This is a genomic window from Photorhabdus viridis, from assembly GCF_040256935.1.
Taxonomy (GTDB): Bacteria; Pseudomonadota; Gammaproteobacteria; order Enterobacterales; family Enterobacteriaceae; genus Photorhabdus; species Photorhabdus viridis.
In genome coordinates, this window is sequence record NZ_JBEJZY010000010.1 from 57600 (window position 1) to 81432 (window position 23833).

At 40.4% G+C, this 23833-nt stretch carries 15 protein-coding genes, 6 tRNA genes and 2 pseudogenes; 7 read left to right on the forward strand and 16 right to left on the reverse strand.

Annotation, left to right across the window (positions count from 1 at the left end):
- Genes ABR397_RS05935 through ABR397_RS05945 form a run of 3 tightly spaced genes read left to right on the forward strand, consistent with a single transcriptional unit; the run spans position 1 to position 5333 of the window.
- Positions 1-3504: a host specificity protein J gene (locus tag ABR397_RS05935; protein ID WP_350304899.1), complete on the forward strand. Its 3504-nt coding sequence runs from the start codon at positions 1-3 to the stop codon at positions 3502-3504.
- Complete coding sequence (locus ABR397_RS05940) at positions 3501-4673, forward strand: hypothetical protein (RefSeq protein ID WP_350304900.1); 1173 nt, start codon at positions 3501-3503, stop codon at positions 4671-4673. The genes ABR397_RS05935 and ABR397_RS05940 overlap by 4 nt, the downstream gene beginning before the upstream one ends.
- Before the next feature lie 24 nt (positions 4674-4697).
- A complete protein-coding gene (locus ABR397_RS05945) occupies positions 4698-5333 on the forward strand; it encodes a hypothetical protein (protein ID WP_350304901.1) in 636 nt (211 codons plus the stop codon).
- Between the two features lie 352 nt (positions 5334-5685).
- On the opposite strand, the gene ABR397_RS05950 is transcribed toward ABR397_RS05945, so the two are convergent.
- The 10 genes from ABR397_RS05950 to nagB form a co-directional block, all read right to left on the reverse strand.
- Entirely contained in the window at positions 5686-6039 is a 354-nt protein-coding gene (locus tag ABR397_RS05950; RefSeq protein WP_350304902.1) for an Aca2/YdiL-like domain-containing protein, read from the reverse strand.
- A 702-nt stretch (positions 6040-6741) separates the two neighbouring features.
- Positions 6742-6816, reverse strand: a tRNA-Gln gene (locus ABR397_RS05955).
- 4 nt (positions 6817-6820) lie between these two features.
- Positions 6821-6897, reverse strand: a tRNA-Met gene (locus tag ABR397_RS05960).
- A gap of 57 nt (positions 6898-6954) precedes the next feature.
- A tRNA-Gln gene (locus ABR397_RS05965) sits at positions 6955-7029 on the reverse strand.
- A gap of 43 nt (positions 7030-7072) precedes the next feature.
- Positions 7073-7147 (reverse strand) — tRNA-Gln (locus ABR397_RS05970).
- Between the two features lie 29 nt (positions 7148-7176).
- Positions 7177-7261, reverse strand: a tRNA-Leu gene (locus ABR397_RS05975).
- A gap of 5 nt (positions 7262-7266) precedes the next feature.
- Positions 7267-7343 (reverse strand) — tRNA-Met (locus ABR397_RS05980).
- A gap of 152 nt (positions 7344-7495) precedes the next feature.
- Positions 7496-8719, reverse strand: coding sequence for a DNA-binding transcriptional regulator NagC (gene nagC, locus ABR397_RS05985; protein WP_350304903.1), 1224 nt, complete (start codon positions 8717-8719; stop codon positions 7496-7498).
- 15 nt (positions 8720-8734) lie between these two features.
- Positions 8735-9895 carry an N-acetylglucosamine-6-phosphate deacetylase gene (gene nagA / locus ABR397_RS05990; RefSeq protein ID WP_350304904.1) on the reverse strand — a complete coding sequence of 387 codons (1161 nt, stop codon included), beginning with the start codon at positions 9893-9895 and terminating at the stop codon, positions 8735-8737.
- Positions 9896-9970: 75 nt separating this feature from the next.
- A complete protein-coding gene (gene nagB, locus ABR397_RS05995) occupies positions 9971-10783 on the reverse strand; it encodes a glucosamine-6-phosphate deaminase (RefSeq protein ID WP_350304905.1) in 813 nt (270 codons plus the stop codon).
- 347 nt (positions 10784-11130) lie between these two features.
- Between nagB and nagE the strand changes: the two genes are divergently transcribed.
- From nagE to ABR397_RS06010, 3 genes are all read left to right on the forward strand, one after another.
- Complete coding sequence (nagE, locus tag ABR397_RS06000) at positions 11131-13155, forward strand: N-acetylglucosamine-specific PTS transporter subunit IIBC (protein WP_350304906.1); 2025 nt, start codon at positions 11131-11133, stop codon at positions 13153-13155.
- Between the two features lie 198 nt (positions 13156-13353).
- The gene (gene glnS, locus ABR397_RS06005; RefSeq protein ID WP_350304907.1) at positions 13354-15021 is read left to right on the forward strand and encodes a glutamine--tRNA ligase; all 1668 of its coding nucleotides are present in this window, start codon (positions 13354-13356) and stop codon (positions 15019-15021) included.
- A 1271-nt stretch (positions 15022-16292) separates the two neighbouring features.
- Positions 16293-18968 carry a beta-N-acetylhexosaminidase gene (locus ABR397_RS06010; RefSeq protein ID WP_350304908.1) on the forward strand — a complete coding sequence of 892 codons (2676 nt, stop codon included), beginning with the start codon at positions 16293-16295 and terminating at the stop codon, positions 18966-18968.
- 111 nt (positions 18969-19079) lie between these two features.
- On the opposite strand, the gene ABR397_RS06015 is transcribed toward ABR397_RS06010, so the two are convergent.
- From ABR397_RS06015 to ABR397_RS06030, 4 genes and pseudogenes are all read right to left on the reverse strand, one after another.
- Positions 19080-19595: a GNAT family N-acetyltransferase gene (locus ABR397_RS06015; RefSeq protein ID WP_350304909.1), complete on the reverse strand. Its 516-nt coding sequence runs from the start codon at positions 19593-19595 to the stop codon at positions 19080-19082.
- Positions 19556-20785 (reverse strand): MATE family efflux transporter, encoded by a 1230-nt coding sequence (locus tag ABR397_RS06020; protein ID WP_350304910.1) that lies wholly within the window; start codon positions 20783-20785, stop codon positions 19556-19558. The genes ABR397_RS06015 and ABR397_RS06020 overlap by 40 nt, the downstream gene beginning before the upstream one ends.
- Complete coding sequence (locus ABR397_RS06025) at positions 20754-21260, reverse strand: hypothetical protein (protein ID WP_350304911.1); 507 nt, start codon at positions 21258-21260, stop codon at positions 20754-20756. The genes ABR397_RS06020 and ABR397_RS06025 overlap by 32 nt, the downstream gene beginning before the upstream one ends.
- A pseudogene (locus ABR397_RS06030) lies at positions 21235-21630 on the reverse strand (multinuclear nonheme iron-dependent oxidase); the annotation flags it as partial. The gene ABR397_RS06025 and the pseudogene ABR397_RS06030, both read right to left, overlap by 26 nt.
- Before the next feature lie 348 nt (positions 21631-21978).
- On the opposite strand from ABR397_RS06030, the pseudogene ABR397_RS06035 reads away from it, so the two are divergent.
- Positions 21979-22320 (forward strand): annotated as a pseudogene (locus tag ABR397_RS06035) (chitobiase/beta-hexosaminidase C-terminal domain-containing protein); the annotation flags it as partial.
- A gap of 76 nt (positions 22321-22396) precedes the next feature.
- On the opposite strand, the gene fur reads toward ABR397_RS06035, so the two are convergent.
- Positions 22397-22843 carry a ferric iron uptake transcriptional regulator gene (gene fur, locus ABR397_RS06040; protein ID WP_021326440.1) on the reverse strand — a complete coding sequence of 149 codons (447 nt, stop codon included), beginning with the start codon at positions 22841-22843 and terminating at the stop codon, positions 22397-22399.
- 353 nt (positions 22844-23196) lie between these two features.
- Positions 23197-23727, reverse strand: a complete 531-nt coding sequence (gene fldA / locus ABR397_RS06045; protein ID WP_350304912.1) for a flavodoxin FldA — start codon at positions 23725-23727, stop codon at positions 23197-23199.
- Positions 23728-23833 lie beyond the last annotated feature (106 nt).

The following is a 23833-nucleotide window of genomic DNA, read 5'->3' on the forward strand; positions in this document are numbered from 1 at the left end:
ATGGCAGCTCAATTAATTCAGGGGCGTAAAGGCGGCGGGGGCAAAGGGCACACGCCTGTTGAGTCACCAGACAACTTACTGTCTACGTCTACAGCAAAAATATTACTTGCAGTCAGTAATGGTGAGATAGCAAGCGGCTTGGATGATACAAAGATATTTTTGGATGGAACGCCGATAGGAAATACTGACGGCTCAAGAAATTTTGAAGGCGTCACATGGGAATTTCGCCCAGGCAGTCAGCAACAAGAATACATCAAAGGAATGCCAAGCGTTGATAATAAAATCAATATAGGAATGGAGCTTAAAAGTGATCAGCCGTGGATACGTTCTATTAGTAACACTCAACTGTCAGCTGTGCGTGTTCGATTTTCTGTTCCGCAATTACAGCAACAGCATGAAAACGGCGACACAACGGGTTATCGCATTGAATATGCGATAGATTTAAGTACTGATGGCGCGGGATTTAAAGAAGTAATCAATGCTGCATTTGATGGAAAAACAACATCAACTTATGAGCGCTCACACCGTATTAATTTACCAAAGGCGACTACTGGCTGGCAAATCAGAATAAGAAGGCTGACGCCAAATAAGAATTCAGGGCGGTACGCTGATAGAGTTAATATTCAAGCTATTGCAGAAGTTATTGATGTAAAGCTTCGTTATCCAAATACCGCTCTTCTATTTGTTACATTTAACGCTGAACAATTTAATAATCGAATTCCGAAAATTAGTGTCTTATCTAAAGGATTAGTAATTAGAGTTCCATCAAACTATGATCCAGTTAGTCGGACTTACTCTGGAATGTGGGATGGCGCATTTAAATTGGCGCATAGTAGTAACCCCGCTTGGGTTTTTTATGACCTTTTATTAAGTAAACTTTACGGGCTCGGCGATAGACTAGATGCGGGCCAGGTTGATAAGTGGGAGCTTTATAGAATTGCGCAATACTGCGATCAACCGGTCCCTGATGGCCGTGGTGGGGATGGGAAAGAACCGCGCTTTATGTGCGACGTGTACATACAAGCTCAGAATGAAGCTTACTCTGTATTACGTGATCTCGCAGCTATTTTCAGAGGAATGACGTATTGGTCAGATAATAAAATCGTCGCAATTGCTGATATGCCGCGCGATGTTAGTCGTATTTTCACTAAAGCATCGGTTGCTGATGGAAAATTTAATGGTGGTGGTAGTCTGCGTAATCGCTATACTCATGCCCTGGTGTCATATGGCGATCCGAGCAACCACTACAATGATGCCGTTGAAGTAGTTTCTGATAATAAGCTGGTTAGACGATATGGTGTAAACCAGACTGAAATCACCGCTATTGGTTGTACGCGACAGAGCGAAGCTAATCGGCGAGGAAGATGGGCGTTGCTAACTAATGCTAATGACAGAACAGTATCATTTGCAACCGGGTTGGAAGGAAAAATACCCCTTCCCGGAGATATCATAGGCGTTGCTGATGAGTTGTTTTCTGGTCGTGTAATCGGCGGTCGGGTATCTGAATGCAACGGCAGAAACATTACGCTAGACAGAAAACCAGATGCAAAAGTTGGTGATCGCCTGTTAATTAACTTGCCGTCCGGCAAATCGGAAGGACGTACAGTTCAGGCAATAAATGGCAAGGTAGTCACTGTCACGACAGCTTATAGTGAAACACTCGCTGTTGAATCAGGTTGGGCGATTGATGCTAATGATCTCTTTGTTCAGCAATTCAGAGTTACTAGCGTACGCGATAAAAGTGATAACACGTTTGAAGTTAGCGCGGTTCATCACGACCCTGACAAATATGCCCGAATTGACACCGGCGCCCGAATTGATGAACGCCCTATCTCTGTCATTCCCCCTGGCGTTCAGCCACCAGCAAAAAACGTTCGCATATCTTCCTACACGAAAATTATCCAAGGTCTTGCAGTCACTACACTGAGAGTAACATGGGATGCAACCGAGAACGCTATAGCATATGAAGCTGAATGGCGGAAAGATAATGGCAACTGGATATCAGCCCCGCGAACGTCAGCGTTAGGCTTTGAAGTAGACAATATTTACGCCGGGCGTTATCAGGCAAGAGTAAGGGCTATCAATGCCTCTGAGATTTCCAGCATTTGGGCCAGTGCCCCGGAAACTGTATTAAAAGGTAAAGAGGGTGATCCCCCAGTACCTTTAAATTTCAGAACAACCCCAATTGTTTTCGGGATCACAATCGACTGGAACTTCGGTGATGACACATCAGACACACAACACACCGAGATTCAGTACAGTAAGACTAATGACGGCAATGATTTGATGTTGCTGTCTGACGTTCCTTATCCTCAGCGAACTTATACTATGCAGGGCCTTGCTGCGGGTGTGGCCTTTTTCTTCCGTGCACGTTTAGTTGATAAGACTGGTAATCAAAGCCCGTGGACTGAATTTGTTCGCGGAGAGTCATCTTCAGATGCGAGCTGGATAGTCGCCGCCGCTGGAGATAAATTCTTATCAACAGACGCAGGGAAAGTGCTTCAATCTCAGATTGATGATAATGCGGCCTCAGCATTTTCAAATACTGAGGCCGCGCTTGAGAATGCCGTGGCGCGTGATGCTGATATTAAACGCTGGATGAGAGAGAACGGAGACAGAAAAGCGGAGATTGTTGAAGTTCGCGAAGTGCAAGTATCAGAACAGCAGTCATTTGCACGTTATCAACAACAAGTGTCTAGTCAGTTTGAGAATACAAATTCAAGTGTATTAAATATTAAAGAATCAGTATCCAAATTAAATGAGTCAACGGCAAAAGACATTAATCAAATTAAAGCCGAGGTTAATGATAATACAAATAAAATCACTTTAGCAAAAGGACTTATTCAAGAAAATAAAAACGCAATTGCAAACACAGATAAAGCATTCTCTGAATATCAGCAGCAAGTGAAAGCTGAATTTGCCGGAAACAAGTCTCTCATTGATGAGAATAAAACAGCAATTTCTGGGACAAACAAATCTCTTGCAGAATACAAAACTCTCACTGAATCTGAATTTCAAAAACAAAAGGCAATGATTGAAACCAAAGCAACCACTGTTTTTGACATGAAAGGTGACGGTTCATCAACATGGAGCGTAAAAGCCGGGATTAACTATAACGGTCAGTATTATGGTGCGGGGATGGTCATTGGCGCCCAAGTTAAGAATGGACAAGTCAGTACAAATATTGGTTTCAGTGCAGAGACATTCGGTGTTTTTAATCCATCAAACGGTAAACTTGAATCTGTCTTCTTCATTAAGAACGGGCAAGTGTTCATGCGCAGTGCGTTCATTGACAGTGCGACCATTCAAGAGTTGCTTGTGGGTGTTGATCTGAAATCAGTAAATTACATTCAGAACAAAAGCGGTTTTAGAATTGATGCAAACACGGGCCTCATGGAAATGAATGGAACAAGCGGAGGGTATCGAACACAACTCACAAGTGGAGGGTTTTATTTGTTTGATAAAAACGGTACAGCAATAGTTGAATGCGGGGTTTTTCTATGAGTAATTACGGACTAAAAATAACAAATCCTAATGACGGAGTGCCTTTTATCTTTAATGAAAAAACATCGCCGTGTGCGATTGTGTGGTCAAGAGCTGTGGAAGTTAGCCGGGGCGATATCTTGAAAAATCCTACGGCAGGGCAGAATGGATTTTGGTATGACTGGGAGTGTCCAGTAAAAATCCCCTCCGGTTATAGATTCACAATAATTAAAAGTGGGGGGATGGCAATAATAAAACGTCGGTACACTGGGCGTGGGGTCTTTTTTGATGGCGCACTTGAGATGATTCAGTATTCTGAAAATAACGGAATAGTGACCGTGTCGGGTTTTGGCGATGATACACAAATCTTTGTTGATCGACTGGCATTAAACAATCTTATAAAAATTATAGCATGGCCCGACCCTAAATTAAAAACGCCGGGCTTAAATTATGGGTTGCGTGTTGCGGGTAACACGGTCTTTCTCAATGAAAAACCCCCAATGGGGTATGGATATGCTTTTCATAAAAAGAAAATGAATATCAATGGGATTTTTAATCCAAAAGATGTTGATCCGTCACTCACAATAGATAATGCCATATTCTTTTTCTATACAGATAATTCAGACGCTATCATGAGAGCGAGAGAAGATTATTCATATTTGGATTATTCTGTGTGGTCGGAATATGTATGTGTAAATAAAAAGACCGGCAAAGAAATGAATGCAGCATGGTGGGTGGTGGTGTTTACTAATCCGAAAGGAAATGAGTTATCTGGAGGAACGGGGGGATTAAGAATAAGAAATATCAAGGGGGAGATTACTTTTTCATCTTATTACGGTGTCTTGTCGCTTCCTGCTCAAATGCCTGGAAATAATTTTTTTGCCGGTAAAGCGGTGAGTCTGCCAAACATTAAACGCCCGATGTATATGCCAACGGTTGTCGGGCAGTCTATATTTCAGCCGAATTATGACTACTGGAATTGGGTAGAAGAAAGGTGGGAAAGGCCGACTAATTTTTATTGGATTGGGGAATTATGTTTAGGTAATAATGACAAATATTCACTGTCTCTTTTCAATCTTGCCATGGTTCAGGATGGGGCAGGTATGCAGAACTACAAAGACGGATACAGAGAAGTAAAAACCAGTCAACCAATTTTAATATTAGATGCTGAATCTTACTTTAAATTTTAATCGTTTTACATTTCAGGTAAATTTATGACTTCATACAACTTCGGCACAATTTCAATTGCGGCCAACTCAGATATTGCCATTGGCACAAATATAAAATGGAAAGATAATAAATTCGGTGTTGCTCCGGCTCAGACTATATTAATCAAAGTCGGGAATGCTTTTAAACTATCAGCAATTAAAAACGTTAATAGCGATACTGAATTAGTCTTAATCGATAAATTTCCAGATGCTGTTTCTAATGCTACATATTTCATTCAAACCTCTGTGCCGGATACGTATTCAGATGCGGCACGAAAAGTCACAGCACAACTGGGTTATACAGATGAACTGTTATTCAACTTAAACAAGTGGATGACAGAGACCGGGGTAGTCACTGTTACAACTCCGGAAGGCAAAACAATTCAGCTTAAGTCAATCAATGCACTTGCATCAGATATCAGCAACAGACTGACAAAAGACCAGAACGGCGCAGATATCCCTAATAAAGGTGAGTTTATAAAAAACCTCCTATTGTTTGGGATATTATTAAAATCGTTAATATTACCGTATTCGTCATTGCGTACCACATACACATCTGTAGCCATAGTATCCGCACGAAAAGCCAAATCTTTACTGTCATATGACAGAGATTTGGATTTTAAAACCAACGCACTAAAATAGTTTGCAATAACACTTTCACCGGTATCGTTTGTAGAGATTATTGTTGTTCTCTGCTTATTCTGTGCGTCAGCAGAAATCTTTGGAGCACTCAATTTGCACCGTTTCCGCTAAACCGACATTTTATAGAATACATAAACTGGCAGCTATCTTAATCAGATAGAGTCTTAAGCGTATGCACGGGGTCAAAATCAGATTTATCCGTGAGTCAATTAATGACCAAAATGAAAGTTTGGTGTGAAAAGTAGTAATGAGGTGAAATTGTGAACAGAGTTAATCCTTCACTGGCGCCTGATGTTGAGTGGCCGCCAGTGCCGAAGTAAAATATTCAGAGGGCCAGAAATGGCCCTTTTTATCACACCACCCTTACGATATAGTTTTTTGCTGATATTTCAGCAGCTACTGAATTAGTAATGCGCCACATGATAATATTTCGTTTACCCGTTGCTTGTTCAAATTCATCGATAGTCATATAATATTGTATAACCCGTAAATCTCCATTCTGAAACTCTGAAATTCTCTGTTTAAGAAGCCTGCTTCTCAGATTAATAAAATCTTTGATTTCGCTTTCTACATCTTGCGGGATGGGATAGCGACCTGTTTCCCAGTATTGCCAAGTGCGCGAAGATACACCGCCTACATACTCAGCTGCTTCTTTAACGTCTAGCATTAATAATTTACGAAGTGCTTGTAATTCTTTATTGTTCATAATATAACCCTGTAATATAAGTAAGACCGCTTTACGCGGCCTTTAATTAATTATTCGGACAAGGGTTTTTCAAAATCATAATACCAGTCATTTTCTGATATAACTTCACCCGATTCGATTCGTTCATGAACAGCCTTGCAAACTGTTAATATTTTTTCCGCCTTTTCATTAGAGATGTACAAATTGAGAGCGCCATCAGCAAATTTTTAAACCTCTTTAGCGCTTTCCAAATCCTCAGCACGATACTCCTTTCTTGCTGAGCCCATGAGTGCTTCAGCAATATTCAGTAATGTAGTCATTTTAAACTTCCTCTTTAGGTTTGCTTCGAGCCGTTCTCGTAAGCTATGGATACATATTACTTCGCAATCGCGAAGTTGTAAGGTGATTTACATCACATTTTTATAAGTATGCTGATATTAATTGAGCAACATAGCCAATTTCTATACGTGTGCAGGTTCATATGTGGACGGAAGTGAGAGTGGTGTGATTGTTGACAGTGACAAGCAAGAGTTGCGAATTGAAAATTATTAGATTTTCTCATTGATGGGGCGTTAAACGATATGGTTTTTCTGATGTGCAAAAACAGAAAAGCCACTTATAATAGTGGCTTGTACATCAAAAAATATTCTACCTGTATATTCTTTTTGTATTCTTTCTGTATGTTTTTTCAACACGTTACTTCACGTAACACATTGATAAATATGGCTGGGGTACCAGGATTTGAACCTGGGAATGCCGGAATCAGAATCCGGTGCCTTACCGCTTGGCGATACCCCAAAAATGGTGGCTACGACGGGAATCGAACCTGTGACCCCAGCATTATGAGTGCTGTGCTCTAACCAGCTGAGCTACGTAGCCATTTTTTACGATGCAAGAAATCTTATCGCAAAATATCAGTGGACAACATTCAGCTAATGGCTGGGGTACCAGGATTCGAACCTGGGTATGCCAGGATCAAAACCTGGTGCCTTACCGCTTGGCGATACCCCAACTGAAAGTAATCACTGAGCAACGCATTGTGTTATCAAAACGATGGCTGGGGTACCAGGATTCGAACCTGGGTATGCCAGGATCAAAACCTGGTGCCTTACCGCTTGGCGATACCCCATTTACATGATGACAACTTGATGAAAGAAATGGTGCGGGAGGCGAGACTTGAACTCGCACACCTTGCGGCGCCAGAACCTAAATCTGGTGCGTCTACCAATTTCGCCACTCCCGCAAAGATGGTGGCTACGACGGGAATCGAACCTGTGACCCCAGCATTATGAGTGCTGTGCTCTAACCAGCTGAGCTACGTAGCCATCTTTTTCGCATTACCTTCATCGGCGTTGCGGGGCGCATTATGCGTATATCAGCTAAATGCGTCAACTGCTTTTTTCTTGAAATCTGCTTAAGGTCGCTTGTTTGTTTGGCTTATAATCATTTTGATGGTAAAATCAACAAAAAATGAATATTACCCTTCGAGTAAGCGTTGTAACAGTACGCCATTAAGCATAGCACGTTTAGTCAGAGCGAAAGCGCCAATAGCGGAACAGTGAACTAATTCAGACACAACGATTGGCAGATCTTCGCGAAATTCTTTTAAAACTTGAGTATTGATACAACTTTGAATAGCGGGTAAGAGCACGTTTTGTGCTTCAGTAATTTCCCCCGCCAGAACAACTTTCTGTGGGTTAAATAAATTAATGGCGATAGAGATGGCCTTACCAAGATAATGGCCGACATTTTTTATCACTTCAGATGCTAATGGGTCATTTTGATTAGCGGCTTGGCAGATGGCTCTGATATTGCAGTTATTCAATGTTAGCTGGCTTGGAAAACCTTGCTTTAATTGATGTTGAACCCGCGCTTCAATTGCTGAGTTAGAGGCGATAGTTTCCAGGCAACCAAAATTGCCGCAATGACAACGTTCACCGAGGGGATCAATTTGAATATGACCGATTTCACCTAAGTTCCCTCTATTATTGAGGAATATCTGGCTGTTTATAATCACCCCGGCACCGGTACCCCGATGGATACGTATCAATATCGAGTCTTCACAATCACGGGTGGCGCCAAAATAGCGTTCAGCCAGCGCTAAACTGCGGATATCATGACCAACGAAACAGGTCATGTTGAAATGTTTTTTCAGGTTATCGACCAGAGTCCAGTTAGTCACTTTAATGTGAGGCATATAACGGACGATGCCGTTATTTGGATCAACTAAGCCGGGCAGGATAACTGAAATGGCAATTAATTCACGGATCCTGCGCTGATTCTGTTGAATAAAGTTTTCTATTGCGCTGATAAGCAAGTTTTCAACTTTTTGCTGGGTGGTTTCAGGCAGTGGATAATGTTCTTCAACCAATGCCTTGCCACTCATGTCATAAAGCGCGAGAGTGGCATCATGACGGCCAAGGCGGACACCGATAGTGTGGAAATGACGATTTTCTGTAACAATTGAAATTGCGCGGCGGCCTCCGGTAGAGGCTTGTTGATCCACTTCTTTAATCAAGCCGCGTTCAAGTAACTGACGAGTAATTTTAGTCACGCTGGCGGGTGCAAGTTGACTTTGCTCTGCAATTTGAATCCGGGATATTGGCCCTTGTTGATCAATTAACCGGTATACCACAGCGCCGTTAAGTTGCTTTACAAGGTCAATATTACCAATTTGCTTTTGTGTGCTGCTGTAACTCATCGGTTATTTCGTCCCTCAAAGGTCAGTTTCTTTTCCGTTAACAATGGTCTTGCAGATTTTAAAGTCGTGATTGAAAACGGTGAGGTTAGCAATTTTACCGGCTTCAATAGTGCCGAGATATTGATCAACACCAATCGCACGGGCTGGGTAGAGTGCTGCCATCCTCAGTGTTTCATCCAGAGCAATACCAACGTGTTCAACGCTATTTTTAACGGCGTCTATCATAGTGATAGAAGAGCCGCTTAACGTGCCGTTTTCATCGACACACAATCCATCTCGATAGTATATGGTTTTACCGGCAAAGGTGAAATGCTCCATTTTATTGATAGAAGTATCCATCCCGGCAGGAAATATGGCATCTGTTACTAGAATCAACTTATCTTTTTTCAGCCGTTTAGCATTGCGAATGTTTGGCCATGAAACATGCAAACCATCGGGAATAATACCCGCGTAAACGTCTGGTGTATCAAAAATAGCGCCAATCAGACCAGGTTGGCGACCAGAAATATATGGCATCGCATTATAGAGATGGGTTGAGAGGGTTATGCCATTCCGGAATCCCTGTCTGGCTTCTTCGTAACTGGCATTGGAGTGACCGGCAGAAACCACAATCCCTGATTCAATCAACTGGTGAATGTATTTCTGTTCCACCATTTCTGGTGCGAGAGTCAGTTTGGTAATGACATCAGCGTTATCGCACAGGAAATTTATCATTTCAGGTGTAGGTTTACGGATAATTTCTGGATTGTGAGTGCCTTTTTTTACCGGATTGAGATAAGGCCCTTCCAGATGCAGGCCCAAAGCCTGAAACTTATTCTGCTTTAGATAGGTACGCATTGCCTCAACAGAGGCTATCATCAATTCATCTGTGCTGGTAATCAGGGTCGGCAAGTAGCTGGTACAGCCTGAGCGTTCATTGGTTTTTTGCATGATATCCAGCGTTTTTTCTGAAATATCTTCCAACCGTTCATTAAATTGAACACCGCCACAACCGTTGACTTGCAGGTCGATAAAGCCAGGGGAAAGAATTGCGCCATTCAGATCACGTTTTTCAATCTGTTCGGGTAACTCTTGTGTTGGGCAAACCCGTTTAATTAAGCCGTCAGCAATGATAACAGCATGATTATCCAGTCTGTCATGACCGGTATAAATAGTGCAGTTGGTTAAAGCATACATCTTAGCCTCCTATGGGATTTGGAGATGATGATTGAGGATAATCAGTCTGAGATAAGTTTCAGGCTGTGTGGATTCTTATCTTCCGCTGGCAAATATGTCGATAATGTCTGCTTCCAATAGATGGAAGTACTTAACCGTTTTTACTTTCAATTCCATTGTTGCTGGTTCGTCACAAACAATGATGGATTTAGGGTGCATTTGCAGGCAGCTTACTGTCCACATATGGTTAATATTGCCTTCAATAGTTGCCTGGATTGCTAAGGCTTTATTCAAACCGGTAGCCAGGATCATAACTTCTTCCGCATCCATCAAAGTACCTACACCTACGGTTAAGGCGTATTTCGGCACCTGATTAATATCATTATCAAAGAAGCGGGAGTTGGCAGTTCGGGTTTCTACAGTCAACGTCTTGATGCGGGTGCGGGAAGTCAAGGATGATGCGGGTTCATTGAACGCAATATGGCCGTCATTACCCACACCACCCATAAACAGATGAATCTGACCATAAGACTTAATTTTGTCTTCATAACGTTTGCATTCTGCGTCAATATCAACGGCATTACCATTGAGCAAATTGATATTTTCTTTTTTAATATCAATGTGATCAAAGAAGTTATGGTGCATGAAACTATGGTAACTTTGCGGATGATTTTCGGGGATGCCGACATATTCATCCATATTGAATGTAACGACATGTTTAAAACTGACTTTTCCTGCTTTGTACAGAGTAATCAATTCCTTGTAAGTTGCCAGTGGCGTGCTGCCGGTTGGTAGTCCCAAAACGAAAGGACGCTCTGCGGTTGGGTTAAATGCATTGATTTTACTAACGATATAGTGAGCAGACCATTTACCGACATCACTTGCATTCGTTAGGGGGATTAGTCTCATAATTACCTCTTAAATCAATAAATTATCATAGTTAAAATAGAGTTATGCATTATTCTCTTAATTAATCATCTATAACCTGAATACTAAATCATTTTCATTGGCAGAGACACTCTGCGCGTTATGATATTTTAAATGATAAAATAAGATTTGTGTGTTAGCTAGCATTTTGACCAAACACTTGGCGTTTATGGTGATATTCATCACATATAATGAGGAATTAATTTGCGACGAAAAATAAATTTTCTACACTAAAATTGTAGAATAAATGTCCTTATTGCTTACTTTGATAATAATGCAGTCATAAGTAGTAAGAGACTCTGGTAATTGAGGATATAAGGGGGAGCAAGGTGAATATTCTGAGTTATTTGCAAAGAGTGGGGCGAGCATTAATGGTACCGGTAGCCACACTGCCTGCTGCTGCAATACTAATGGGGATAGGTTATTGGATCGATCCAGTAGGCTGGGGAGCAGATAATGCATTGGCAGCTTTGCTGATTAAATCTGGTGAAGCCATTATTAAGAACATGCCAATGTTATTTGCTATTGGTGTGGCTTATGGCATGTCTAAAGATAAGGATGGTGCGGCAGCACTGACAGGTTTTGTCGGTTTTTTAGTCGTAACGACACTTTGTTCTCCGGCAGCGGTATCTATGATCCAAGGTATTCCGGTTGGCGATATACCAAAAGCCTTTAGTAAAATTGATAACCAATTTGTTGGTATTTTAGTGGGTGTTGTGTCTGCTGAGCTGTATAACCGCTTTAGTGGTGTTGAACTGCCGAAAGCATTGTCATTCTTCAGCGGTCGTCGTTTGGTGCCCATCTTGATCTCTTTCCTGATGATTCTGGTTGCTTTCATCCTGATGTATGTGTGGCCGGTGGTTTATAATGCATTGGTCACTTTCGGTGAAAGTATTAAAGATCTCGGTGCGACAGGCGCCGGTATCTATGCCTTCTTTAACCGCTTGCTGATTCCTGTTGGTCTGCATCATGCCCTGAACTCTGTATTCTGGTTTGATGTTGCGGGTATCAACGATATTCCTAATTTCCTCGGTGGTCAGAAATCCATAGTTGATGGTAGCGCGATTGTTGGTATTACCGGCCGTTATCAGGCGGGTTTCTTCCCTATTATGATGTTTGGTCTACCGGGTGCGGCATTAGCGATGTATCGCTGTGCACGTCCTGAAAATAAGGCCAAAATTGCAGGTATTATGATCGCGGGTTCATTCGCTGCATTTTTCACGGGTATTACTGAGCCTCTGGAGTTCGCCTTTATGTTTGTTGCGCCAGTGCTTTATGTGCTGCACGCGATCTTGACCGGTGTTTCAGTGTTTATCGCAGCGACAATGCAGTGGATTGCAGGTTTTGGTTTCAGTGCCGGTTTGGTGGATATGGTACTCTCTTCCCGTAACCCATTGGCGACACATTGGTACATGTTGATCCCGCAAGGTCTGGTATTCTTTTGCCTGTATTATTTCGTATTTAGTTTTACTATCAAAAAATTCAACCTGATGACTCCAGGGCGTGAATTGGCTGCTGATGGTGAAATTGATGGCTATGATGTTGATGTGGACAAAAATGGTAAAACTACAGTAAATAACATCCACAATGAAGCTCATCAATATCTTGCCGCAGTGGGTGGTTCAGATAACCTGACTGCTATTGATGCTTGTATTACTCGTCTGCGTCTATCTGTAAAAAATGTCGATCAGGTCAATGACAATCTGATTAAACGCCTGGGTGCCTCCGGTATTATCCGCCTGAATAAACAGAGTGTGCAGGTTATTGTTGGTACTCGTGCAGAACTGATTGCCAGTGCTATGCGTGATGTTCTGGCAAAAGGTCCGGTTGCTGCGGCGACTGTAAGCTATCAACATCAGACAGTACAGAAAGCGAAGCCTGAAGGCGAGCGTAAAATCCTGCTGACTCTGATTGCTCCGGTCAGTGGTGAATTAATCGATTTGGCAGACGTGCCTGATGAAGCCTTCTCCAGTAGAGTTGTTGGTGATGGTATTGCTATCAAACCAACATCAAATACTGTACTTGCGCCTGTGTCCGGTACGATTGTGAAAATTTTCGATACCAATCATGCTTTCTGTATTGAAACTGATGAAGGTTTAGAACTGATTGTCCATTTGGGCATTGATACAGTTTCCCTTAACGGTAAAGGTTTTAAACGGTTGGTGAATGAAGGAGCAACGGTGAAAGTTGGGGAGCCTGTATTGAATTTGGATCTTGATTATCTGAATGCTAATGCCAAATCTATGATTAGCCCAGTTATCGTCAGCAATATTGATGATTATATCGGTGTTAATATTTTGGCAAAAGGCCAGGTAAAAGCAGGACAGACAAAATTATTTGATGTGCTGAGATAAACAACAGACAAATCCGTAAAAGTTGATAAAAAATTTTCAATAAAATGAAAAACGGGAAAAGCGCCACTTTTCCCGTTTTTCGCTTCAACTTTACTCTGAATCGCCATTTGGCAGTAACAAACGGTTGTTTCTCAGCACTGCTTGTTGGATTATAGGCGGTTATGTGACGCGCTTTCGGCATTATTGAGGTATAAAACAATGAGTGAGGCAGATGCCCGCCCGACAAACTTTATTCGTCAAATAATTGATGAAGATTTGGCAATTGGTAAACATACATCCGTACATACCCGCTTCCCGCCTGAACCCAATGGTTATCTGCATATTGGTCATGCAAAATCAATCTGTCTGAACTTTGGGGTTGCAGAGGACTATCAGGGTCAGTGTAATCTGCGTTTTGACGATACCAATCCGGTTAAGGAAGATGTTGAGTACGTTGATTCTATTAAAAATGACGTTCAATGGTTAGGTTTTGAGTGGAGTGGTGATATCCGCTACTCTTCCAATTATTTTGATACGTTGTATCAGTATGCTATTGAATTGATCAATAAAGGCCTGGCTTATGTTGATGAATTGTGCCCGGAAGAGATCCGTGAATATCGCGGCACATTGAAAGAGCCAGGTAAAAACAGCCCGTATCGTGACCGTAGTATTGGTGAAAACCTGGCACTGTTTGAAAAAATGCGTGCCGGTGAATTTGGTGAAGGTAAAGCTTGCCTGCGAGCCAAAATTGATATGGCATCACTTTTTATTGTGATGCGCGATCCGGTTCTGTACCGTATTAAATTTGCAGAACATCATCAGTCTGGTAACAAATGGTGCATCTACCCGATGTACGATTTTACTCACTGTATTTCTGATGCGCTGGAAGGTATTACACATTCGCTGTGTACACTGGAATTCCAGGATAATCGTCGTTTGTACGACTGGGTGTTGGATAACATCACCATTGATTGTCATCCGCGTCAGTATGAATTCTCGCGTCTGAATCTTGAATACACGGTTATGTCCAAGCGTAAGTTGAATCTATTGGTGACCGACAAGATTGTTGAAGGCTGGGATGACCCACGGATGCCGACTATCTCAGGTTTGCGTCGTCGTGGTTATACTGCCGCTTCCATTCGTGAATTCTGCCGTCGTATTGGTGTGACTAAACAGGACAATAATGTGGAAATGGCCGCATTAGAGTCCTGTATCCGTGATGATCTGAACGAAAATGCCCCTCGTGCAATGGCTGTTCTCGATCCGGTCAGGCTGGTGATCGCAAACAGGCCGGAAGGGGAGCAGATGCTGAATATGCCTAATCATCCGAATAAACCGGAGATGGGCAGCCGTGAAGTGCCATTCAGCCGTGAGATCTATATTGACCGGGCAGATTTCCGTGAAGAAGCTAACCGTCAATATAAACGCTTAGTTTTGGGTAAAGAAGTTCGTCTGCGTAACGCTTATATCATCAAAGCAGAGCGTGTTGAAAAAGATGCTGATGGCAATATCACGACAATCTATTGTAGCTATGATGAGCAGACGCTGAATAAAGATCCGGCAGATGGTCGTAAAGTGAAAGGTGTTATTCATTGGATCAGTGCGTCCCATGCTGTCCCTGCTGAATTCCGTCTGTATGATCGTCTATTCAGCGTACCAAATCCCGGTGCAGAGGATGATTTTCTGGCGACAGTTAACCCAGAATCACTGGTGGTCCGCCAGGGCTTTGTTGAGCCAAGTTTAGTGAATGCCAAGTCAGAAAAAACGTATCAGTTTGAGCGTGAAGGTTATTTCTGTGCTGATAGTTGTTATTCCAGAGCAGAAAGCCTGGTATTTAACCGTACTGTTGGTCTGCGTGATACCTGGACAAAAATTTCTCAGGATTAATTGAGATAATAAACTGTACCCAACGAGTTGGACATGAGGCCAACAGTTGAGGTGCAGTTTTTTTGCTAATTTCTCTTCTAATCGGGATATGATTATGAAGAAGCATTTCGATATCAATTTATTGTGTTTGCAGTAGCGGCAGCCATTACCATAATCTCAGTATTTATTTTGTTGAGGAAAGTAAAATCCCACAGTGAAAGCAAATAAAAATAATAGATTCAAAGTAATGGCTTTTTCATTCGTTAATTATATTAATAATATAGATAACCATCCTTCGGTAGCAGGAAAATGGATTGGCAATGAAACTTGAAGGATTTACGTTAATTACATAACTATTGAATATTGATTATCTTTTGATTTGTGGATTTTCATTTCATAATTATTATAGTAATTGAAATTATCTATTGTGTTTGTGCGATGGTGTGGTTTTTTTACACATTTATTCATTTTAGAAAAATAATAAACAATGTATTTTGTGAAATATCACTATACTGATTCTTGAGGTTATAAAATAAAAAATTACAGTCTGGATGTCTTATAGATATGAAAAAATAAGATATGATAATAATAAATTGATATTAATTAAGAAAAATGACCAATGAAAGCTATTTACGCACTACGTGTATGCCTAGGCTTTTTGAGTTGTTTGTGTTTACCGTTTATTCAAAGAACGGCCAGCAATAATTATGACGACTAGGATAGTTTCTAAAATATTATCATTGATAAATAATTTTGCATCTATTTTAGTTGAAAAACATTTATATTAATAAATCTATTTTTTAATGTGTATTTTATATTGTTAAGTTTTTATGGTTGTATTGTTTTTTGTTTTAATATCAATTCGATTTATAACTATTAATGTATTTTTCTTGTAATGTGTTCTTTGTCATGTTTTGTAAAAAATCCCTTTTTTACCATTGATAATTCGTGATGTGAAAAATAATCTGTATATATGTTGATCAGGTGATTTTAATTTTCTTTTTCAATTTAAATTTTTATTTTACGGATAGATTTGCATTTTTGGTTGTGATTTATTTTACTTAAAAAGTAATTAATTTTATGGTTACACATAGTACAAAAATCAGCACTAATCCAATCTATGACCAGAGTGTGTGTTTTCAAGGATTTGCCTGGAATTTTTCGGGATGAGAAAGAGATTAAATTCAACATCATCATGCCATTTATTGTCTTCTAATGGCTTGTTGCCGCTGTTTTTATATTTCTGGGCAGTGGCTTACCTTACATAACATTTGTGTTTGAAAGAGGTGACAATGAAGAAATTTAAATTGTGCACACTCGCGGCGCTTACGGCGACTGTTGGCCTGATGGGGTCTGTCTATGCCAATAATACAGCGCAGCAATTGGTTGATTCACTGAGTCAATTGAAAGTTAATTATAAGGTTGTTGATAATCAGGCTGGAGATCATGGTGTTAATTGTGCGGTATTGGGGGCGGATTGGGCCACTTGCAATCGGGTCGATATTACTTTAACCAATGGTAATCAGGCCATTAACTCATCTGACTGGGCGATTTATTTCCACAGTATCCGCCAGGTCCTGAGTGTCGATAATGAGCAGTTTAAAATTACGCGTATCACGGGTGATTTACATAAACTGGAACCAACTGAGAAGTTCACCGGTATTAAAGCGAATCAGCAGGTAAAACTACCTATTACCGGAGAGTACTGGCAGATTTACAGCACTGACTTTTTGCCGCGTTGGTATGCAACGTCAGGCGATGCGAAACCTAAAGTCCTTGTGAATACGGATACAGAAGATCTGAGCCAATTTTTATCTGTTTTCACCGGTGATCAATGGAAACGTACAAACGCGGATAACAACATTCTGATGACGCCTGAAAATCGTTATGCGAAGAATTTGCAGGTTAAAAAAGTTGAGTCAGAAAAATTACGTGGGCAAATAATCCCGACGCCAAAAGAAGTTCAGATTTATTCAGAAGACGCTGATTTATCTGGGGGTGTAAGACTGGAATTTGGCGGTTTGAATGACGAGGCGGTTATTCTTGTCAGAAAACGTTTTACCGATCAAGGCATTAAATTAGAGAATAGTGGCTATCTGGTTGCGACTCAGATTGTCTCTTCAGACTTTACCGGTGAATGGCAGGTTAAAGGGGCTTACCGCCTGAATATTACCCAGAATGGCGCTCAAATTGTTGCTTCTGACCAATCTGGGGTGTTTTACGGCCTTCAATCTCTACTGTCATTGATTCCTGTTGATGGCAGCGCGAAGATTGCGACTCTGATGGTAAAAGATGCTCCGCGCTTTGAGTATCGTGGGGTTCTCCTTGATGTCGGGCGTAATTTCCACAGTAAACAGGCAGTTCTGCGTTTGCTTGACCAAATGGCAAGTTACAAACTGAATAAATTCCATTTCCACCTGAGTGATGATGAAGGCTGGCGTTTGGAAATTCCGGGATTACCTGAGCTAACGGAAGTCGGTAGCCAGCGTTGTCATGATTTGAGTGAAACCAAATGCTTGTTGCCACAACTGGGGTCTGGCCCTGATAACAACAATATGGGGAGTGGATTCTTCAGCCGTCAGGACTACATCGACATTTTGAAATATGCCAAAGCCCGCTATATTGACGTTATTCCCGAAATTGACATGCCGGCTCATGCTCGTGCCGCAGTGGTTTCTATGGAAGCTCGTTATAAAAAGTTGATGGATCAGGGTAATGTGAAAGGCGCGAATGAATACCGCTTGCTGGACCCAACTGATACCACCAGAGCAACTTCTGTGCAGCTTTATGATCGTCGTAGTTATTTGAACCCATGTATGGATTCTTCAAAACGATTTGTTAAGAAAGTCATTGGCGAAATTGCCGCTATGCATAAAGAAGCGGGCTTGCCATTAGAGACCTGGCATTTTGGTGGTGATGAAGCGAAGAATATTCGTTTGGGAGAAGGGTTTCAGGATAAGAATGGTCCTATAGTACCGGGTAAAGGCATTATTGATAAGAGTATAGAAGATAAGCCGTGGGCTAAGTCCCAGGCTTGCCAGAAGTGGGTGGCGCAGGGTGTGGTGAAAGATATTGAGCATCTTGCCAGCTACTTTGCAATTGAAGTGAGCAAAATTGTGAATGCTAATGGTATTGAGAAGATGCAGGCGTGGCAGGATGGCCTGAAACATGCTGACAGCGCTAAAGATTTTGCGACCAAACGCGTTGGTGTGAATTTCTGGGATACTCTCTACTGGGGTGGCTTTGATTCAGTCAATGATTGGGCGAACAAGGGCTATGAAGTGGTTATATCCAACCCGGATTATGTTTATTTGGATATGCCATATGAAGTTCATCCGCAGGAACGTGGATATTATTGGGCAACCCGTTTTAATGATGAAGCCAAGATCTTTAGTTTTGCGCCAAATAATATGCCGCAAAATGCGGAAACGTCTGTTGACCGTGATGGTAATGCATTCCGTGCGAAAAGTGACAAACCGTGGCCGGGCGCTTATGGGCTGTCAGGGCAAGTATGGAGTGAAACCGTCCGTACTGATGAGCAGATGGAATATATGCTTTATCCTCGCTTATTACCGTTGGCAGAACGAGCATGGCACCGGGCTGGTTGGGAGCAGGATTATGTTCCAGGCCAGGAATATAAGGGAGGAGAAACGAATAAAGTTGATATAGATGCACTGAATCGTGACTGGATCCGGTTCGCTAACCTGATAGGGCAGCGTGAGCTTGTCAAACTGGATAGAGCAGGAATTGCTTACCGTCTACCGGTACCCGGAGCTAAGGTAAAACGCGGTGTTCTGAAAGCCAATATTGCTTTGCCAGGGTTGGTTATTCAGTATTCAACTGATGGCGGTAGTAGCTGGAAGATTTATGACAATTATAAACGTCCGAAAGTGAAAGGTAATGTGTTGATCCGTTCTATTAGTCCGGATGGTCAACGTTACAGCCGGATTGATCATGTAAGGGCATGATTTTGTCTCATCAAAAAGGAACCCATTAGGGTTCCTTTCAGAACGCTGTTGACTCCCATCGAATGTAGGCGTCCCCCGACGATTTGAAAATACTATTTACACAGGAATTTCTCACTGTTCAGATAGTCCTTTAGTCATATAGTATTCATCTGTCAGTTCACCATTTATAAATAGTGAGCTAGTTCTGATGCCAGAAAAAATAAAACCTGATGACAAATACAGCTTTATTGCCAATGTATTTTTTATTGCAACGGTTAACTCAAGTCTATTAACTCCATTTTTCCGTGACCAATCTTGTGCTTTGTCGAGTAGGGTCCTCGCTATGCCTTTATTTCTATATTCTTTTTTTACGCCAAGAGCAATAGAACCCAGATGCCTGTTTCTATTGAACACCCCTCTAGATACAACAATAAATCCAACAATGTTTTTGCTATCTTCACATATTAACATTTGCCTGTCTTTTCCGAATCCTTTTATTATATCTGCCTGTTCTTCAATACTTATTTTTCTTTCTTCCGGCTCAAGCAACATAAATTCCGATGTGTTATCCAAATCGTTAAAAAAAACAATGAGATTATTTGCGTCTTCTACGTTAACTTCTCTAAAAACAAAGATTTCTTTTTCCATAGCAGATACCATATTAATGAAATTAGCGTATATAATATATTACTGCATACAAAAGTCAATAAGATCTCGAATGATGTTGGACTAATTAATGTAGAGGTGACCACAAGAACGGTAATAATAGGAATTACTTTAAGATATACAGATTTTGAGTTTGGTGATTTGCTCCTTATTCTGTTAATAATAGATACAGAAGTCAAGTCAAAGAATATAACTAATGCACAAGTTATTATGTTTATTGTTTCTGTTAGCGTGTTGAATACCATCAAACTAATTAATGGTGAGGTGGCTGAAAAGATAATAAGGTAAAATAAGTTGGTACCTATCGCGATATTTAAAAAATTGTTCTCACCATTTCTGTAATTTGAAGCCAATGAAATAACAGCAGAAAAGCCCGTGACAAATAGGTAATTCATAATCCCCATGTAAACAAATAATTTTGATAATTCTATGTTTGAAATTAATGTTGAGACAAACCTTATTAAAATAGACATCAATATTACTAATGATGTAGATGTCAAAGCTTCGTTTATTCCTATATTCACAATATCCTTAATGTAAGGCAAGTCAACTTTTTTCCATTTTATAAATTTTATTAATGGGATTGAAGATGAGATGGCCATATATACTCTTGAAATACTGATAGCAAGAGCAATAGAAAATATTAAATCACCAGTAAATAAGTATAATGCAATCAAGGCGAATAAATTTGTTAATATACTGAATAAGTTGACTTTTACCATGTACCTTTCTTGTTTTGTAGACTCTAGAATTGCACAGTTAACAGAATATATACATAATGGTATAATGCCGATTGATAGTATCAATGCTGTTCTTTTTGTTACTGCATGGTCACTGTAATAATGTATTGATATCCCAGATATTAGAGTTATTAATAAACCTATTATCGTCGCTGTTATTAAAAGCCAAGTGTAGTTTTCGTAAGTGTAGTTTTTATTTTTAATGTCTGATTTTATATTAATGCCTATGAAAAAGGTACATGAGGCAACAACAAATATCTGAACCAACTGTGATGATAGTAAAAAAAATCCAGCATTGTTTGCAGACAATTGATATATTAGTGCGGTAATAATGAGTTGCATTGCCATGTTTAGCATTCTACTCTTAAACATTGTTATCGATGGCAATATAATACCCTTGTCAAATATATATAATTTCTTTTCTTCTATCATGAGATCCATCATCCATAATATCAATCTTGGCTATGTATAATTTTCTCGCAATTGACGCTTTTTTTGACTTTTTTGCTATAAACTTATATCCTTCTTTAATTTTGGAGTATATTATTACCTCTTCTTTGTCGCTTTTATCAAAATAAGTCCATTGGCTTGCTGAGAAGATTAATAAATCATTAATCATTTCATCTGTAAGGTTTTTTTTATTTTCATGTCTGAAAGATAAAAAGTATGAAAATATTCTCCAGTCGAGATGATATTTCCTCTTGTTTGCCCAACGTATAAATTCCTCTGCTTCTTCAAAAGAAACTTCAGCTTTAGATCTGCTCAGAGGATTGTTTAATATACTAGTTATATTATAGATCATGAGTTTAGATAGAGAGTCTGATTTGTTTTTTGGTAGTTCTGATGCGGACTCTCCAGTTACAACATAAGAGTAACAATTTCTATTGTCTGCATAATTCGATGTCATTAATCCAGTCTCCTAATACAAAATTATCATCTCTTTCAACAGATAGTGATGTAAGGTTGCCCTTACTCTCTGTTTCTAATTTATTAAAATACTCTAATGAAAGATTAGATATTCTATGTGCATGAGTGTCAACTAAGAAACCAGGACGTAATGATGTTTCTGCATAACCACCAATGTGAAGATGGTTTATTTCTATATCAAGCCATTCTTTAAATGGGGTTCCCGTGTTTTCTTGTGCAATTACAGCATTTGATATATCAAACAAAAGTCCATTGCCGCATTTTTTTGTCATTTCTTTAAAGAAATCTGGTTGTAGCCTAGCGTTTTCATCAAGTATTGAAGGGAAGTTTTCTAAATTTTGTTTTCTTTTTGAACAATGTTGGTTCTGTAGCCTATCTCACTGATTTTACGGATCGCTTAGATGAAAAGGCTGTATTTTTTGGTATTCAAGGGTTGGTTGGAAGTGGAGCATAATTATGAAATCTTATTTAGTACTACAGCCGTAGATACCAGAAAGTTGCATTTTCCTTGATGCTCACAACTCTGAGAAACCGCATGAATTAAGCTTTTCTATGAGTGTCTTTTCTGTTGAAAAAAGTAAGTACGGCTGTAGTACTAGGCTGTGTCCCGTAATAGATTGAGATAGGATAATCATTTGGCTCTGACTTTCGGGAAAAACATGTTATAGCTCGTTATGACCTTCCTGATGAATGTTCTAGGTCAGGAATATAAGGGAGGAGAAACGAATAAAGTTGATATAAATGCACTGAATCGTGATTGGACCCGGTTCGCTAACCTGATAGGGCAGCGTGAGCTTGTTAAACTGGATAGAGCAGGAATTGCTTACCGTCTACCGGTACCCGGAGCTAAGGTAAAACGCGGTGTTCTGAAAGCCAATATTGCTTTGCCAGGGTTGGTTATTCAGTATTCAACTGATGGCGGTAGTAGCTGGAAGATTTATGACAATTATAAACGTCCGAAAGTGAAAGGTAATGTGTTGATCCGTTCTGTTAGTCCGGATGGTCAACGTTACAGCCGGATTGATCATGTAAAGGCATGATAATGTTATAGCAAGAGGGGAACCCTGACGGGTTTCCCTCTCTAGGTAGATAAAAAATTATCGGCTCAGGAATGAATTACTTCTCGTCATGTGCACTACTGTCTTCGCGGCAATTACCTGCGGAGCAATGACCATATAAATAAAGACTGTGGTTTGAGAGTTTAATCCCATAACGTTCAGCGATATTCTTTTGGCGTTTTTCGATCTGTTTGTCACTGAATTCAATGACTTTACCGCAATCCAGACAGATCAAATGGTCGTGGTGGTGTTGTTGAGTGAGTTCAAAAACCGATTTGCCACCTTCAAAATTATGACGGGTGACAATGCCGGCATCATCAAACTGATTCAACACGCGATAGACAGTAGCGAGGCCAATCTCTTCACCGTTATCAATCAGTTTCTTATAGAGATCTTCCGCACTGACGTGGTGGTATTCAGGATCCTGTAACACTTCCAGTATTTTCAATCGTGGAAGTGTTACTTTAAGTCCAGCATCTTTTAATGCCTTATTGTTGTCGGTCATGCGGATTCAGTCCTGTTACTCAGTAAAGTGAACTTAGCGATACTTCAAAAAGTACCAGTTAGTTATCAGATTATGATTATAGGCATGGCTAGTGGAAATGAAAACCACGTTAACCTTAACTATCATTACACATTTTGCCAGAATAATCATTTGTAAAACGCAGGAATAACCTTACTATTTATAATGTTTAGGTTGTTTTTTTGCCATTTTTCGTAATAAAAAGAGCGGATATGAGCAGAGTGTTGACAAAAGCGATACCACAGTGTGAGCAAAGCGAATGACTACTCACCTACTGCGTATTCACTATTGATAAGGAATGGTCTGCAACAATATACGCCTATCGGGGTAAATTCCTATCCGGCAATAATTTCCGCCAGACTCATCTCTTCGTAGATCTGTTTAGCCCAGGAATTAACGCGTTCTTCGGTTAATTCTGGTTGGCGGTCTTCATCAATAGCCAGCCCAATAAAATGGTCATCATCAGCCAGACCTTTTGATTCTTCAAAGTGATAACCCGCCGTTGGCCAGTGACCAACAATAATTGCTCCACGGGGTTCAATAATGTCACGGATAGTTCCCATCGCATCACAGAAATATTCCGCGTAATCTTCCTGATCGCCGCAACCGAAAAGAGCAACCAGCTTCCCGTCAAAATCGATCTCTTCTAGAGTAGGGAAGAAATCATCCCAGTCACACTGAGCTTCTCCGTAGTACCAGGTGGGGATGCCGAGCAGCAGAATATCGAACTGTTCGATATCTTCTTTACTGCTCTTGGCAATATCGTGGACTTCAGCAACATCGGAACCCAGAATTTTCTGGATTTTTTTGGCAATATTTTCTGTGTTGCCGGTATCGCTACCAAAGAATATACCTATAATTGCCATAAAATTATATAACCTCTTGTTTTATTCGTGTATTTCCGTTTGAGATGTATGTGTAAAATGTTAAAATCAGCAGAAAAATTCTGATTGTATTAATAAAAAAATAAAA

Excerpts from the sequence above, each read along its gene's own strand:
- ABR397_RS05935 (WP_350304899.1), top strand. The coding sequence starts at position 1 with ATGGCAGCTCAATTAATTCAGGGGCGTAAAGGCGGCGGGGGCAAAGGG.
- ABR397_RS05940 (WP_350304900.1), top strand. The coding sequence starts at position 3,501 with ATGAGTAATTACGGACTAAAAATAACAAATCCTAATGACGGAGTGCCT.
- ABR397_RS05945 (WP_350304901.1), top strand. The coding sequence starts at position 4,698 with ATGACTTCATACAACTTCGGCACAATTTCAATTGCGGCCAACTCAGAT.
- ABR397_RS05950 (WP_350304902.1), bottom strand. The coding sequence starts at position 6,039 with ATGAACAATAAAGAATTACAAGCACTTCGTAAATTATTAATGCTAGAC.
- nagC (WP_350304903.1), bottom strand. The coding sequence starts at position 8,719 with ATGAGTTACAGCAGCACACAAAAGCAAATTGGTAATATTGACCTTGTA.
- nagA (WP_350304904.1), bottom strand. The coding sequence starts at position 9,895 with ATGTATGCTTTAACCAACTGCACTATTTATACCGGTCATGACAGACTG.
- nagB (WP_350304905.1), bottom strand. The coding sequence starts at position 10,783 with ATGAGACTAATCCCCCTAACGAATGCAAGTGATGTCGGTAAATGGTCT.
- glnS (WP_350304907.1), top strand. The coding sequence starts at position 13,354 with ATGAGTGAGGCAGATGCCCGCCCGACAAACTTTATTCGTCAAATAATT.
- ABR397_RS06010 (WP_350304908.1), top strand. The coding sequence starts at position 16,293 with ATGAAGAAATTTAAATTGTGCACACTCGCGGCGCTTACGGCGACTGTT.
- ABR397_RS06015 (WP_350304909.1), bottom strand. The coding sequence starts at position 19,595 with ATGGAAAAAGAAATCTTTGTTTTTAGAGAAGTTAACGTAGAAGACGCA.
- ABR397_RS06020 (WP_350304910.1), bottom strand. The coding sequence starts at position 20,785 with ATGATAGAAGAAAAGAAATTATATATATTTGACAAGGGTATTATATTG.
- ABR397_RS06025 (WP_350304911.1), bottom strand. The coding sequence starts at position 21,260 with ATGACATCGAATTATGCAGACAATAGAAATTGTTACTCTTATGTTGTA.
- fur (WP_021326440.1), bottom strand. The coding sequence starts at position 22,843 with ATGACCGACAACAATAAGGCATTAAAAGATGCTGGACTTAAAGTAACA.
- fldA (WP_350304912.1), bottom strand. The coding sequence starts at position 23,727 with ATGGCAATTATAGGTATATTCTTTGGTAGCGATACCGGCAACACAGAA.